This is a genomic window from Paracidovorax sp. MALMAid1276, from assembly GCF_049198005.1.
Taxonomy (GTDB): Bacteria; Pseudomonadota; Gammaproteobacteria; order Burkholderiales; family Burkholderiaceae_C; genus Acidovorax.
On sequence record NZ_JBMIRS010000159.1, the window covers coordinates 1 to 14,676 of the forward strand.

Here is a 14,676-nt window from a genome sequence, read left to right on the forward strand (position 1 = left end):
CCCATGCGGCGCATCCGAGGCATCCACTCATCCCGATTGCGCTCCAACGCGATCCCCTGCGAGATCGTAAACACGTTCTGAGCGCAGCTGCGCACCCGGGCGGTTGCTGAACCGGCATCGTGAAACGGTCGAGGTGGGGCGCCTCGGAGCGAGCCAGGACATGGCACATGCAATGGGCCCCCACACGACGGGTGTTGCGCACCGGCTGTGATGAGGAAATATGGGTATTTTTTGCCTCCAGCGCTTATCCAGTAAGCGCTGATAGCTATCATTTTTATAGAATCAGCCAGGCTGTGGACCGGTGTGCGGTCGGTGGCATCTCAACCAGCGGGCAATGCGGAGGCTTTGACCTGCACCGGTTGGCCTGCCGCGATCCAGCCGTCGATGCCACCTTGCAGATAACGCGCCGGGATGCCTGCGGCACGCAGGCGCAATGCGGTGGAACGGCTGACCTCGTGGCCGTAGACGCAGTACACGACCACCGCTTCGTCGGTCGGTAGATCTCCCGCCCAGGCGTCGACGGCCGCGGGGTCGCGCCAGGGGGCATGGGGCAGGGTGGTGGTGGCCGCGTCGTATACCCCCGCGCGGCGCACATCGATGCGATGGCGGGCCTGCTGCGCGTCTTGTACCGATGCTTCCAGGCCCATGCTGGCGGCGTGGACCGCGCGCTGGTAGCGCTCGTACACGGCAGCCCAGTCGATATTGGCCATGAACGCATCGACATACGCGCCCGCCGCAGCGCCGTGGTCGAGGTGGTAGGCATGTTCATACATGTCCAGCGCGAGGATGGGCACCCCACCGGCAGCCGCCTGGGTGTGGTCGCTGGCCCACTGGTTGACGAGCGAGCCATCGCGCGGCTGAAACACCAGCAGCACCCAGCCCGAACCACCCCCCAGCGCCTTGCCCAGGGCCATGAATTCTTCGCGCCACCGCTCAGCGCTGCCGAAGTTGGCAGTCAGCGTCAGCAGCATTCCGGGTGCGGGAGCGGCGCCACCGCCGCCCAGGCTGCCAAAGTACAGCTCGTGCAGCAGCATGGAGTTGCCTGCCATCAGCTCCTCGCGCTTGAGTCCATTGAGCACAAAGCCGGGCGCAGATGCGAAGTCCAGCCCCGAAAGCTGCGCGCGGATGGCATTGAGCCGCGACACGGCGCCACCATAGTTGTTGTGGTGGTGACTGCGCAGCAGCTTTTCGGACAGGCCGGGCAGCGTGGCCGGGTCGAAAGGAAGGGCTTGGGGGTGTGCTGGCATGGCGAGGCTCCAAGAAGACGTTGGGTGAAAGGCAGCTCAGGCCAGCCAGGGTCGGATCAGCGTCACCGCCAGCCCCACCGCCGCGCAAAGGCCCAGCAGGGGCATCACGCCGAGCTTGAAGCGGAACAGCGCCACCAGCGCGCCCATGGCAATGGCGGCCGACACGGCGTCGAACGCCCCGCCGAAGCCCTGCGGCCACAGCAGGTGGTAGGCAAAGAACAGCGCCAGGTTCAGGATCACGCCCACCACGGCGGCTGTGATGGCCGACAGTGGCGCCGTGAAGCCCAGCTTGCCGTGGGTGGCCTCCACCAGCGGGCCACCCGCCAGGATGAAAACGAACGAGGGCAGGAAGGTGACGAAGGTCACGACCGCAGCCGCTGCGGCGGCGCCCGCGAACAGCGCATCGGGCCCCCACACCTGCTGCAGCCAGCCGCCGACAAAGCCCACGAAGGCCACCACCATGATCAGCGGGCCCGGCGTGGTTTCGCCCAGGGCCAGGCCGTCGATCATCTGGGGGCCGCTGAGCCAGTGGTAGTGCTCCACGGCGCCCTGATAGACATAGGGCAGGACGGCATAGGCGCCGCCAAACGTGACCAGCGCGGCCTTGGTGAAGAACCAGCCCATCTGCGTGAGCGTGCCCTCCCACCCCTGGGTGGCGACCAGCGCCGCCATGGCGGCCAGCCACAGTGCCGCCCCCGCCGCCAGCACCCGCGCCAGGTGGCCGCGCGAGAAGCGGGCATGGGCCGGCGGCGGGGTGTCGTCGTCGATGAGTGCCGGACCATAGCCCTTGTGCCCGTTGGCATGGCCGCCGCCCAGCGCAAACACGGCGGGCCAGCGGCGGGCGCCGAAGTAGCCCATCAGCCCGGCGGCCAGCACGATGGCCGGGAACGGCGTGTTCAGCGCAAAGATGGCCACAAACGATGCGGCGGCGATGCCCCACATCCATCCGTTCTGGAGCGCGCGGGTGCCGATGCGGTGCGCGGCGTGCAGCACCAGGGCCGTCACGGCAGGCTTGATGCCGTAGAAGATGCCCGCCACCAGGGGCACATCGCCAAAGCGCAGGTACACCCACGACAGGCCGATCAGGATGAACAGCGAGGGCAGCACGAACAGCGCCCCGGCCACGATGCCACCCCACGACCGGTGCAGCAGCCAGCCGATGTAGGTGGCCAGCTGCTGGGCTTCGGGGCCCGGCAGCAGCATGCAGTAGTTCAGGGCATGCAGAAAGCGCTTCTCGCTGATCCAGCGGCGGCGCTCCACCAGCTCGGCGTGCATGATCGCGATCTGGCCCGCTGGGCCGCCAAAGCTGATGAAGCCGAGCTTGAGCCAGAAGCGCAGGGCCTGGCCGAAGCCCACGGGGCCGGGGCGGTCATCGGGGGGCGAGGCTGCCGTGCTGGTGGGAGCCGGCGCGGTCTCGGTCGCGGATTCGGGCACTGCAGCAGGTGTGTCGTGGGTCATGGCGTCGCCCTGGGTGTGGCTGGAGTGCGGGGGGCGGCGGCGGAGGCCGATGCGGGGGGCTGGCAGGGCAGCGCGTGCAGCGCGTCGAACACCTGCGCGGCCGCCTGGGCCAGGGCGTCGTCGTCGGCATGCACCTCGCGCAGGCCGGCGAGCACGGCCTCCAGGCCCGCTGCCTCCGGCACCGGAATGCCGCCCACATCCAGATAGTGGACGGCACGGGCCATGCGCTGCAGGCGGGGATCGGTGTCCAGCCCAAAGCTGGCCATCAGCACCTCGAAGGTCACGAGCGCGCCCACGTGGGTGAAGCGGGCACCGTCATAGTCGAACCCCAGCACGTCGTCCGGCGCCAAGGCAGGGTCGTCCAGCCAAACCAGCGTGGCGCCCGGGTCAATGAAACGCCGGATCAGCCATGCGCTGGCGAGGCGGTCCACCCACGGGCGCGCGCGGGTGGCCCAGCGACGGTTCTGAAACTGCTGGGCCTGCAGCTGCGGCAGGCCGTGCGCAGGGAGCGGGGCGGGCTCGCCCCGCGAAAAGCAGGCATCGAACGCCTGGCGCAGGCCCGCCAAGTCGGCGTCGGCCTGCGTGGCGGCGGCGTTGGGGTAGTAGTCGATGCGGTGCAGGGCCTGCAGCGCGTCGCCCACGCTGCGCAACCGGCGCCTCGCCTCGGTTTCGCTCAGCGCGGGCAGGTCGGCTTGCACGGCAGCGGCCGACTCGCGCCATTGGGCAAAAGCGTCGGTGCGGTCGAACAGGGCTTGTACCTGCTCGCGCTGCTGGCTGTCGGTGGCAGACAGGGTCATCAGCAGGGCGGTGCCGCCATGCGCACGCACTTCGTCAGCGATGGGTGCCAGCAGCCCAGCATGGTCGAGCGGCAACACGTAAGCGCCGTCCCTGAGCGCCGCACAGCCCAGCGCCTTCAGGTTGCGCCAGACGCGCAAGCGCACGGCGCTGGGCTGCGTGGGCAGGGTCAAGATCAGAATGGACCACATGTATTGAAGTATATGTATTGCCACATGAAACATCGATATCTAATTTTGACGATCCAAAGGTTGCGCGGCGCCGATATTCGTCATACAACCGCCAGCGGCATCTGCCGCCCCAGGCTCGCACACACGGTGCAGCGCCTGGAGCGTCAGCTTGCCGCAAGTCCGTCATGAATAATTATGAATTCAGAAACCGTGCATGCACGGGCCCATGATGCCGAGGAGACCACCATGACCGCCTACGCTGATTTCTATCGCCAGTCGCTCGACCACCGCGACCTGTTCTGGAACGAACAGGCCCGGCTGATCGACTGGCAGACGCCGCCCACGCAAATCTGCGACTACAGCAACCCACCGTTCGCCCGATGGTTTGTGGGCGGAACCACCAACCTGTGCCACAACGCGGTCGACAGGCACCTGGCCACGCGGGCCGACCAGGCGGCGCTGGTGGCGATATCCACCGAGACGGGCTCCGAGCGCAGCTACAGCTTCGCCGAGCTGCATGCCGAGGTGCAGCGCATGGCGGCCGTGCTGCAGAGCCTGGGGGTGAAGAAGGGTGACCGGGTGCTCATCTACATGCCCATGATTGCCGAGGCCGCGTTTGCGATGCTGGCCTGCGTGCGCATCGGGGCGCTGCATTCGGTGGTGTTCGGTGGCTTCGCCGCGGGCTCGCTGGCCTCGCGCATCGACGATGCCGAGCCCGTGGCCGTGGTCAGTGCCGATGCGGGGTCGCGCGGCGGCAAGGTGGTGCCCTACAAGCCGCTGCTGGACGAAGCCATTGCCTTGTCCAAACACAAGCCCGCCGCTGTGTTGATGGTGAACCGGGGCCTGGCCCCCATGCACCTCCAGCCGGGCCGCGACCATGAATGGGCGCCGCTGCGCGAGCAGCACCTCAACACCGAGGTGCCCTGCGTCTGGGTGGAATCCACCCACCCCAGCTACACGCTGTACACCAGCGGCACCACCGGTAGACCGAAGGGCGTGCAGCGCGACACGGGCGGCTACGCCGTGGCGCTGGCCGCGAGCATGAAGCACATCTTCGACGCCAAGGCGGGTGACACCTACTTTGCAAGCAGTGACATCGGCTGGGTGGTGGGGCACAGCTACATCGTCTATGGCCCGCTGATTGCCGGCATGACGACCATCATGTACGAAGGCCTGCCCACGCGGCCCGACGCGGGCGTGTGGTGGAGCATCGTCGAGAAATACCAGGTCACGCACATGTTCTCGGCGCCCACAGCGGTGCGGGTGCTGAAAAAGCAGGACCCGGCCTACCTGGCCAAATACAACGTGAAGAGCCTCAAGGCGCTGTGGCTGGCCGGCGAGCCGCTGGACGAGCCCACGGCGCAGTGGATCAGCGATGCCCTGCAGGTGCCCATCATCGACAACTACTGGCAGACCGAAACCGGCTGGCCCATCCTGACGCTGGCCAACGGCGTCGAGAAGCAAAGCGCGCGCTTCGGCAGCCCTGGCAAGCCCATGTACGGCTACCACGTCAAGCTGATCGACGAGATCAGCGGCGAAGAGCTGACCGGCGCGAACCAGAAAGGTGTGGTCGCCATCGAGGGCCCGTTGCCCCCGGGCTGCATGCAGACCGTGTGGCGCGACGACGCCCGCTTTGTGAACACCTACTGGAAGAGCATTCCCGGCCGCCTGATCTACAGCACCTTCGACTGGGGCATCCGCGACACCGATGGCTACCACTTCATCCTGGGTCGCACCGACGACGTGATCAACGTGGCCGGCCACCGCCTGGGCACGCGCGAGATCGAGGAAAGCATTGCCTCGCACCCCAACATCGCCGAGGTGGCGGTGGTGGGCGTGGCCGACAGCCTCAAGGGCCAGGTGGCCATGGCGTTCGCCGTGGCGCGCGATGCCTCGGGCCTCTCGGACGACGCGGCGCGCCTGAAACTGGAAGGCGAGGTGATGAAGCTGGTGGACAGCCGCCTCGGCGCGGTGGCTCGGCCCTCGCGCGTGCACTTTGTGACGCTGCTGCCCAAGACCCGCAGCGGCAAGCTGCTGCGCCGCGCCCTGCAGGCCGTGGCTGAGCGGCGCGACCCGGGCGACCTGACGACGATGGAAGACCCGGCGGCGCTGCAGCAGGTGAAGGACCTGGTGGGCCCGTGAACCCGGCGCAAGATCAGCGCAGTATGCTATAAAAAATATAGCTTCAAGCGCTTACCCAGTAAGCGCTGAAGCGTGTTTTGATGATTGCCTTGGGTGTAAAACCCGATCACACCGGCCGATTCCGCTGCCACCCCGCTGGCGGCTGCCACGCCGGCACCCAGGCCACAAAGTCGGCCAGCGGCATGGGCCGTGCAATGCAATAGCCCTGGGCCTGCGTGCAGCCCAGTTGCAGCAGCATCTGGCCTTGCTCCACGGTTTCTACGCCTTCGGCGATCACGCGGTAGCCGAACGAGCGCGACAGGCCAATCACGCCCTGCACGATGGCCAGGTCGCCGGGGTCGCCCATCATGCCGTGCACAAAGCTCTGGTCGATCTTGAGCGTGTCCATGGGCAGGCGCCGCAGGTAGGTCAGTGACGAGTAGCCGGTGCCGAAGTCGTCCAGCGCCACGGTGAGGCCCAGGGCGCGCAGGGCCGTGAGCGCGGCGGCCACGGCAGCCAAGTCATACAGTGCGGCGCTTTCGGTGATCTCGATCTCCACGAGGTGCGGCGCCACCTGCGGGTGGCGCTGCAGGCATGCGGCCATCCATGCGGCGAAGGCCGGGTGCTGCAGTTGCTGGGCGGCGATGTTGATGCTGACCGGCAGGGGCATGGCCTGCGCCTGCAGCCGCTCCAGCAGCACCAGGGCGGCCTCGATGACCCATTCGCCAAAGCGGATCTCCAGCTCGGTGCCTTCGAGCAGGGGCAGGAATTCGCCCGGCGGCACCACGCCGCGCGCCGGGTGCTGCCAGCGGGCCAGCGCTTCGGCGCCCACCACGGCGCCGCTCTTCATGTCCACCTTGGGCTGCAGGAAGAGGACGAACTGTTCTCCCTCCAGCGCTTCGCGCACGTGGCGGCCCTGCTCGCGCAGCGTGAGCAGCGCACGCTCTTGCGCAGAGTCGAACTGGTGGAACCGGTTGCGGCCGGCCTGCTTGGCGGCGTACATGGCCTGGTCGGCGTGGCGCAGCAGGGTGTCGGCATCGGCATCGTCCTGCGGGAACAGGGTGTAGCCGATGCTGGCGGTGACCACCACGCGCTCGGTTTCCAGCGTGTAAGGCGCAGAGATGCTTTCCATCAGCCGGTGCAGCCGCTCTTCGCAGTCGGCCACCGAAGCCAGCTCGGGCATCAGGATCACGAATTCGTCGCCGCCCAGCCGGGCCACGGTGTCCAGCGCGCGCAGTGCCCGCGTCAGGCGGCCGGCCACCACCACCAGCAGCCGGTCGCCCGCGCCATGGCCCAGGCGGTCGTTCACGGGCTTGAAGCCGTCCAGGTCGAGGTAGGCCACACCCAGCAGGGTGCCCTTGCTGCGCGCCACGGCCATGCTCTCCTGCAGCTTGCGCGCCAGCAGCACGCGGTTGGGCAGGCCCGTCAGCGCGTCATACAGCGCCAGGCGCTGCAGCAGCACCTCCTGCTCGCGCTGGGGCGTCACGTCGATGGACACGCCCAGCATGCGTTCGGGTTGTCCCTCCCCATCGGTGCTCACGATCTTGCCCAGGTTGCGCACCCAGCGCGCGGTGTCGCCCGTGGCGATGCGCCAGGTGACATCGAACGGCGTGGCCGGGCGGGCCGTGTGGCGCGCAAGCTCGGCGGAGATGCGCTCCAGGTCTTCGGGCGCCACGTCGCGTGTCCATTGCATCGGGGGCAGGGGGCCGTCCGTGGGCACCAGGCCGCGCATGGCCTGCCAGCGCGGGTCGCCGGTGATGGTGCCGGTCTGCAGGTTCCAGTCCCACAGCCCCAGCGACGCGGCCGCGATGGTCAGCGACAACAGTTCCTCGCGCTCGCGCACCTGCATCTCGTTGCGCTTGCGGTCGGTGATGTCGTGCACCGAGAACAGCCAGCACGGCTCGCCGTCGAATTCGGTGGCGCGCATGGACTGCAGCACGGTACGGGTGCCGCCACCGCGCACGGTCAGCGTCAGCTCATAGCCGCTGAGCTGGCCGTCCGGGTCGGTCGCGTCCATCATCCGCTGGCGGTCTTCGGCGCTGAAGAGCCCCATTTCGACCGCGGTGCGGCCGATGGCTTCCTCGCGCGAAATGCCCATCATCTCGACCCACGCAGGGTTGATGTCCACGTAGCGGCCGTCCTTGCGGCGCGACAGGCCCATGGGGTAGGGCATGAGGTGGAAGATGCGCGAAAAGCGCTCTTCGGACTGGCGCAGCCGCTGCTCGGCACGCTTGGCTTCGTCGATGTCCTGCATCACGCCGCGCACGTGGGTCACGCGGCCGTTGTCGATCACCGGCTCGCCCATGGCACGCACCCACACCAGCCGCCCGCTGGTGTGCAGCACCTCGATCTCCATGCTCCACTCGCGCCGCTCCAGGATGCTCAGGCGAAGGTTGTTGCGCAGCGGCTCGCGGTAGGCGGGGGCCACATGGCGGTCGATGTAGTCATGCGGCAGGGGCGAGCCCGGAGGCAGTCCGTGGATGTCGAAGCACACGTCCGACCAGTACACCAGGCCCTTGCCGCGCTGGTCTTCCCACGCGCCCAGGCGGGCCAGGCGCCCGGCCTGCTGCAGCAGGCTGTTCAGGGCGCGCAGCTCGTCGCTGGTGCGGTGCGCTTCGGTCATGTCGTTGAAAACGAAGACAAAACAGTTTTCGCCATCCACAAGCACGGAGCGTGCCGACATCAGCCCGGGGATGCGCGTGCCCGCGCGCTGGGCCACCAGCGGCAGGCGGTCCACCTTGCCGTCGCGCCGGAAGGTGGCCAGCAGCCGCTCGCGCTCGTGCTCGGTCGCCCAGATCCTGAGCTCGGTGGACGTGCGCCCGATGACCTGTTCGCGCGCCAGGCCCAGCACTTCGCAGAACGCGGGGTTGATGTCGATGTAGCGGCCGTCCGAGATGCGCGAGATGCCCGCCGGGTCGGGCAGCGTCTGGTAGAAGGTGGTGTACTTGGCCTCCGAGTCGCGCAGTGCGTCTTCCACCTCGCGGTGGGCCGTGATGTCCACGTCCATGCCGATGAGGGCCGTGGGTCGGCCCTGGGCGTCACGCCGCGCCACCGTGCCGCGCGACATCAGCCAGCGCCAGCGGCCTTCGGTGTCCTTCACGCGGAACTCGGCTTCGTAGTTCTCGTCCAGGCCATCCATGGCCAATGCGAGACGGGCGGCGTTGCGTTCGGCGTCCAGCGGGTGGCGCAGCGCATACCAGCGCTGCCACAGGTCGGGCGCCTCTTCGTCGTCGGCCTCTATGCCGAAGGTCTGGTAGAAGCTGCCGTAGCACCGGAACCGGCGTTGCTCCACGTCCCATTCCCACCGCCCGCCACCCAGCGAATCCAGGGCCAGGCGCAGTTGCTGCTCGCGCGACTCGAGCGTGTCGTGCGCCGCCTGCAGGGCCACGGCGGCGTGCGCCTTGGCCGCCAGCAGCTGCCGCCCCGTGCCGAGGATCATGATCCCGGCGCCGTGGTACCACGGCAGTTGCACCAGCCAGTCGGTGACCGAGGCTGGCTGCGCCGCGCCGCCCGACAGCATGTGGCACAGGCTGATCACGGCAGGCAGGCTGATGGCCATGCCGGCCATGGTGAGCCAGGGCTGGTCGGGCCGTTTGGCATCCACCAGCCGCCAAAGCACCGCCAGGGCAAACGCGCCCGCCAGCACGCACAGGGCGGCCGTCCAGTCGGGCGCAGCCCCGGTCCAGCCGAGGGCCAGCAGGGCAATGCCCGCCGTCACCAGCGCCGACAGCGGCCCGAAATACAGGCCCACGAACGCCGTGGCCGTGGGGTAGGCCACCACGCCGAGCTGCGGTGCATTGAGCGTGAGCACCAGCAGTATCAGGGCCGACACCGCCCCGCCCAGCAGCCCCACCAGCAGCTGCGTGGGCAGCGACGGACGCAGCAGCTCCCTGGGCGGCAGATGCGCCAGCGCCAGCACCATGAGAATCAGCAGGCCACCGGCCAGCAGCGCGTTATGGGCCATCGACAGCAGGGTGGAGGATGGCGGACGGGGGCGCGGACAAAGGCGGTGACGAGCGCGGTGTTGCCGTTGCAGCGCTGTGGTGGCAGGGGGCGGTGGCCGCACCCAAGGCAGCCCGAGGCGCTGTGAAACCCGCCCCCCAGGGCGGCTGAGTGGCCTCGGTGAGGGGGTGAACCGGCGCTGAATCCATGCGCCGAGTTTAGGTCCTCTGCACAGGGGCGGCGCGGGCGCGCGCCATACTGACAAGTCCCGTTGACAACATCGTGCCGCAGACGATCACCGCCGCGCAGCCCACCATCCAGGGCGTGATGGTTTCGCCCAGGAACAGCGATCCGTACAGCACGGCAAACACGGGCGTGATGAACGTGACGGCCAGCGCACGGCTGGGCCCCGTGTGCGCGATGAGCCGAAAGAACAGGATGTAGGCAATGCCGGTGCACAGCACCGCAATGGCCACGACGGCGCCCCAGGCGCGCGGACCCGGCATCTGCGCCGGCCACAGCCAGAGGGTGGGCAGGGCCAGGCCGAGCGCGGCGCCCAACTGGCTGCCGGTGGCGGTGGCCAGCGGCGGCACGCCCGTGAGGTGGCGGCGCGTGAAGCTCGCTGCGATCGCATAGAACGCAGATGCCAGCAGGCAGGCGCCAATGGCCCAGTGCGCGCTGTCGGTCTTGAAGCCCGTGCCGGCGGGTGCCCGCCAGGCCAGCAGGGCCACGCCCACGAAGCCCAGGGCCAGGCCCGCCCAGCGCAGGCGGTTGATGCGGTCGCCCAGCCAGATCCAGGCCACCAGCGCGCCGAACAGGGGCACGGTGGCGTTGAGGATGGAGGAGAGCCCCGTCTGTATGTGCAGCACCGCCCACGAAAACAGCGCGAACGGGATGGCGGAATTGATGACGCCTGCAAACATGATGGGCCGCCAGTGCGCCTTGAAAGCGGCGTAGTGGCCCTGGCGCAGCATGATGGGCCACAGGAACACGGTGGCCAGTGCCACGCGCAGCCCGGCCGTGGGCAGCGGACCAAACTCGGACGCGCCCAGCCGCATGAACATGAAGGATGCGCCCCACAGCGCGGCCAGCAGAACGAATTCGCCGATCCAGGTGGGGGCGGGGTGGTGGGAAACGGTGGCGGGGGTGCTCATTGAATTCCTTGGGTAGCGGCTGCGAGGGGGGTGCGCGCGCAGAGGGGCGCATTCTCCAGGGTCAGCAAGGCCCTTTTGCGGTCAAGGCCACCGGCATAGCCGGTCAGGCTGCCGTCGGTGCCCACCACGCGGTGGCAGGGCACGACCACGCTGAGCGGGTTGCGCCCCACGGCCGCGCCCAGCGCGCGCACGGCGCGGGGGCAGCCCAGCTGGCGGCTCAATGCGCCGTAGCTGGTGGTGGCACCGTGGCCGATGGCCAGCAGGCCGCGCCACACGCTCTGCTGAAAGGCCGTGCCGCCCGACAGGTCCAGCGGCAGGTCGACGAACGTGCTGCGCTGTCCGGTCAGGTACTGCTGCAATTGCAGCGCGGCGGCCCGCAGCACCGGGTGCGCGGGGGCCTGCGGCCAGGCGCGCACGCCGTAGAGGCGCTCGGCCGGTTCGTGGCACTGGCCCTCGAACCAGACGCCGCACAACCCGGCAGGCGACGCGGCCAGGCGCACGGGGCCCAATGCGCTGCCGGTGGAGAGCTGAACGGTGTGGGGGTGGAACTGCATCACTGGAATCCGTCTGGATGGGAAAAAATTGAATAAAAATCGCCTTCAGCGCTTTATGGATAAGGGCTTGCAGCTATGTTTTTGATAGTTCCTGGGGGTGCACGGCACCGGCCGACCAGGCGCGCAGCACGGCGTAGCTGCGCCAGGGCCGCCAGGCCTGCGACGCCTCGGCGGCGGCGCGCGCGGGGTTCTTGAGGCCCGACACACCCAGCGCCTTGTGCAGCGCCACGTCCCCGGCCGGAAACGCGTCGGGCCAGCGCAGCACGCGCATGGCGATGTACTGCGCGGTCCAGTCGCCAATGCCGGGCAGCGCGCACAGGGCGGCGGTGGTGTGCCCCACATCGGCGCCCGGGTGCAGGGCCAGCGTGCCGCCATCCACCGCGCGCGCCAGCGCCACGATGGCGGCTTGCCGCTGGCGCACGATGCCGAGCTGCCCCAGCGTGTCGCCGCTGGCCGCGGCCAGCGTGGCCGGTGTGGGGAACAGGCGGTTCAGCGTGGGCCACGGGGTGGCCAGGGGCTCGCCCAGGCGTTCCACCAGGCGCTGGCCCAGGGTGCGTGCTGCCGCCACGGTGATCTGCTGGCCCAGCACGGCACGCACGGCCAGTTCAAAGCCGTCGAACGCGCCGGGCACGCGCAAGCCGTCGCCGTCCGGAAAGTGCGGGTGCAGCACGGCGTTGATGGCGGCAGGGTCGGCGTCCAGGTCGAGCATGGCGCGCACGCGGCGGATCACCAGGGGCAGCACGGGGTAGAGGCTGTCGCTGGTCTGCAGCAGCACCTGGTGGCGCGCCAGGTCAAAACGCGCGCTGAGCCAGCCCGTGGTCTCCTGCGCAAGCCCGGTGCAGGCCGCAGACAGGCGCACGGTGCGCCGCAGCGTGGCCTCCTGGGGCAGCACCCACTCCACCCCGTGAAACTGCCGCCGCTCGAAGAACGCGAGCAGGGCGGCTGCATCCAGCGGCGGCCGCCACCCCAGGCGCAGGGTGTTGGCACCGTGCATTCCAGCGGCCGCGCCGCTGCGCCGCAGCTGCGTGGGGTTGAGCCCGTAGTGCTGCGAAAACGCGGCATTGAACCTGCGCACGCTGGCAAAGCCGCTGGCCAGCGCCACCTGGGTCACGGGCAGCAGGGTGTCGGTCAGCAGCTGCTTGGCCGTCAGCAGGCGCCGGGTCTGCAGATACTGCAAGGGCGACACGCCCAGCGCTGCCTCAAAGATGCGGCGCAGGTGCCGGTCGCTCACCCCCAGGCGCTGGGCCAGGCGGGCCACGGTGGGGCCCTCGCCCGGTGTGGCCGCGCCGGGCCACAGGTCGGGCGCATCCAGCAACCGCACCGCCTGCTGCACCAAAATGCCGCTGGCGTCCTGCACCGACCACACCACCGCGCCCGGTGCCAGTTCCGGTCGGCAGCGCAGGCAGGGCCGAAACCCCGCCAGCTCGGCCTGGGCCGCCAGCGCGAAGAAGCGGCAGTTCTCCCGCCGTGGCGCACGCACCGCGCACACCGGGCGGCAATAGATGCCGGTGGAGGTCACGCCCGTGAAGAACTGCCCGTCAAACCGCGCGTCGCGCGCCAGCACGGCCAGGTAGCGGCCCTCGTCCGCAGCGGCTTCGGCAGCGATGGCAGCGGTGGGAGCAACAGGCTGCGTCGGAGAGGTCATGGCGCCGATGATAGGAGCCCGACGCGCCAGGACTGGCCGTTTTCGGACCTGTGCCTGAGCGGCCATGCGGCGTTGGCCGACACGGGCGCCACCAGCGCGCACCTACAATTTGGCGGCTTCGGCCAGCCCCTGTGCGCCCCCCTGCGGCCACCCCTCGTGCCCGCACCTCCTCCTTGAAAGGCTCCTCTCCGTGCAAGTGACTCCCGCCATCTTCAAAGCCTATGACATCCGCGGCATCGTGCCGAGCACGCTCACCGAGGATGTGGCCCGCGCACTGGGCCGCGCGTTCGGCACGGCTGCCCGTGCCGAGGGGCAGGGCACCGTGGCCGTGGGGCGCGACGGCCGCCTGTCGGGGCCCGCGCTGTCGGCGGCGCTCATCGCAGGGCTGGTGGACGCGGGCCTGGAAGTCATCGACGTGGGCATGGTGACCACGCCGATGCTGTACTTTGCAGCCAGCACACTGTGCACCAGTGGCATCCAGGTCACGGGCAGCCACAACCCGCGCGACTACAACGGCTTCAAGATGGTGCTGAACGGCCGCGCCATCTACGGTGACGACATCCAGGCCCTGCGCCGCACCATGGAACAGGAAAGCTGGCAGCTGGCGCCCGGCGGCTCGGTGCGCAGCGCCGACGTGCTGCCGGCGTACACCGAGCGCATCGTGGGCGACATCCGCCTGGCCCGGCCCATGAAGATCGTGGTGGACTGCGGCAATGGCGTCGCAGGCGCATCGGCCCCGGGCATCTTCCGCGCCCTGGGCTGCGAGGTGGTCGAGCTGTTCTCCGAGGTGGATGGCAACTTTCCCAATCACCATCCCGACCCGAGCAAGCCCGAAAACCTGCGTGACCTGATCGACGCCCTGCAAACCAGCGGCGCCGAGCTGGGCTTGGCGTTTGACGGCGACGGCGACCGCCTGGGCATCGTCACCCAGGACGGCCACAACATCTTCCCGGACCGGCAGATGATGCTGTTTGCGCAGGATGTGCTCAGCCGTGTGCCGGGCGGCGAGATCATCTTCGACGTGAAGTGCACCCAGCGCCTGGCCCCGGCCATCACGGCCGCAGGCGGCGTGCCCGTGATGTACAAGACCGGCCACTCGCTCATCAAGGCCCGCATGAAGGAGACCAATTCCCCCCTGGGTGGCGAGATGAGCGGCCACATCTTCTTCAAGGAGCGCTGGTACGGCTTTGACGACGGCACCTATGCCGGCTGCCGCCTGCTGGAGATCGCAAGCCGCAGCAGCGACCCGAGCGCGCTGCTGAACGCGCTGCCCACCAGCCATTCCACCCCCGAGCTGAACGTGGCCTGCGCCGAAGGCGAACCCCACCGCCTGACGGCCGAGCTGCAGGCCCTGGCCGCCGACGCCTTTGCCGCGCCCGCCGCCATCAACACCATCGACGGCCTGCGCGTGGACTGGCCCGACGGTTTCGGCCTGATCCGCGCGAGCAACACCACGCCCGTGCTGGTGCTGCGCTTTGAGGGCCACACGCCCGAGGCGCTGGCCCGCATCGAGGCGGCCATGCTGGCGCTGCTGCACCGCGTGAAGCCGGACGCGCACGTGGGGGCGGCCAGCCACTGAGAGGCTGAGAG

The 14,676-nt window shown here is 69.2% G+C and carries 9 protein-coding genes; 2 read left to right on the forward strand and 7 right to left on the reverse strand.

The genetic code is table 11. The annotated features are described in order from the left end of the window. Positions 1-320 precede the first annotated feature (320 nt). Genes ACOQFS_RS10720 through ACOQFS_RS10730 form a run of 3 tightly spaced genes read right to left on the reverse strand, consistent with a single transcriptional unit; the run spans position 321 to position 3,691 of the window. Positions 321-1,247 carry a Fe-Mn family superoxide dismutase gene (locus tag ACOQFS_RS10720; RefSeq protein WP_421562864.1) on the reverse strand — a complete coding sequence of 309 codons (927 nt, stop codon included), beginning with the start codon at positions 1,245-1,247 and terminating at the stop codon, positions 321-323. 36 nt (positions 1,248-1,283) lie between these two features. After that, on the reverse strand, positions 1,284-2,705 hold the full coding sequence (gene chrA / locus ACOQFS_RS10725) for a chromate efflux transporter (protein ID WP_421562865.1): 1,422 nt from the start codon (positions 2,703-2,705) through the stop codon (positions 1,284-1,286). After that, positions 2,702-3,691, reverse strand: coding sequence for a chromate resistance protein ChrB domain-containing protein (locus ACOQFS_RS10730; RefSeq protein WP_421562866.1), 990 nt, complete (start codon positions 3,689-3,691; stop codon positions 2,702-2,704). The genes chrA and ACOQFS_RS10730 overlap by 4 nt, the downstream gene beginning before the upstream one ends. Before the next feature lie 174 nt (positions 3,692-3,865). On the opposite strand from ACOQFS_RS10730, the gene ACOQFS_RS10735 reads away from it, so the two are divergent. After that, on the forward strand, positions 3,866-5,812 hold the full coding sequence (locus ACOQFS_RS10735) for a propionate--CoA ligase (protein WP_421562867.1): 1,947 nt from the start codon (positions 3,866-3,868) through the stop codon (positions 5,810-5,812). Positions 5,813-5,918: 106 nt separating this feature from the next. Here the strand turns inward: ACOQFS_RS10735 and ACOQFS_RS10740 are convergent, their stop codons facing one another. The 4 genes from ACOQFS_RS10740 to ACOQFS_RS10755 all read right to left on the reverse strand — a co-directional run bounded on the left by ACOQFS_RS10740 (position 5,919) and on the right by ACOQFS_RS10755 (position 13,086). Next, positions 5,919-9,755, reverse strand: a complete 3,837-nt coding sequence (locus tag ACOQFS_RS10740) for an EAL domain-containing protein (protein WP_421562868.1) — start codon at positions 9,753-9,755, stop codon at positions 5,919-5,921. A gap of 196 nt (positions 9,756-9,951) precedes the next feature. After that, positions 9,952-10,887, reverse strand: coding sequence for a DMT family transporter (locus tag ACOQFS_RS10745; protein WP_421562869.1), 936 nt, complete (start codon positions 10,885-10,887; stop codon positions 9,952-9,954). Continuing rightward, complete coding sequence (locus ACOQFS_RS10750) at positions 10,884-11,441, reverse strand: methylated-DNA--[protein]-cysteine S-methyltransferase (protein ID WP_421562870.1); 558 nt, start codon at positions 11,439-11,441, stop codon at positions 10,884-10,886. The genes ACOQFS_RS10745 and ACOQFS_RS10750 overlap by 4 nt, the downstream gene beginning before the upstream one ends. Positions 11,442-11,514: 73 nt before the next feature. Beyond that, positions 11,515-13,086 (reverse strand): DNA-3-methyladenine glycosylase 2 family protein, encoded by a 1,572-nt coding sequence (locus tag ACOQFS_RS10755; protein WP_421562871.1) that lies wholly within the window; start codon positions 13,084-13,086, stop codon positions 11,515-11,517. 190 nt (positions 13,087-13,276) lie between these two features. Between ACOQFS_RS10755 and ACOQFS_RS10760 the strand changes: the two genes are divergently transcribed. Beyond that, positions 13,277-14,665, forward strand: coding sequence for a phosphomannomutase/phosphoglucomutase (locus ACOQFS_RS10760; RefSeq protein WP_421562872.1), 1,389 nt, complete (start codon positions 13,277-13,279; stop codon positions 14,663-14,665). Positions 14,666-14,676 lie beyond the last annotated feature (11 nt).

Coding starts and splice junctions, on each gene's coding strand:
- ACOQFS_RS10740 (WP_421562868.1), bottom strand. CDS start 9,755: ATGGCCCATAACGCGCTGCTGGCCGGTGGCCTGCTGATTCTCATGGTG.
- ACOQFS_RS10745 (WP_421562869.1), bottom strand. CDS start 10,887: ATGAGCACCCCCGCCACCGTTTCCCACCACCCCGCCCCCACCTGGATC.
- ACOQFS_RS10750 (WP_421562870.1), bottom strand. CDS start 11,441: ATGCAGTTCCACCCCCACACCGTTCAGCTCTCCACCGGCAGCGCATTG.
- chrA (WP_421562865.1), bottom strand. CDS start 2,705: ATGACCCACGACACACCTGCTGCAGTGCCCGAATCCGCGACCGAGACC.
- ACOQFS_RS10755 (WP_421562871.1), bottom strand. CDS start 13,086: ATGACCTCTCCGACGCAGCCTGTTGCTCCCACCGCTGCCATCGCTGCC.
- ACOQFS_RS10720 (WP_421562864.1), bottom strand. CDS start 1,247: ATGCCAGCACACCCCCAAGCCCTTCCTTTCGACCCGGCCACGCTGCCC.
- ACOQFS_RS10735 (WP_421562867.1), top strand. CDS start 3,866: ATGAATTCAGAAACCGTGCATGCACGGGCCCATGATGCCGAGGAGACC.
- ACOQFS_RS10730 (WP_421562866.1), bottom strand. CDS start 3,691: ATGTGGTCCATTCTGATCTTGACCCTGCCCACGCAGCCCAGCGCCGTG.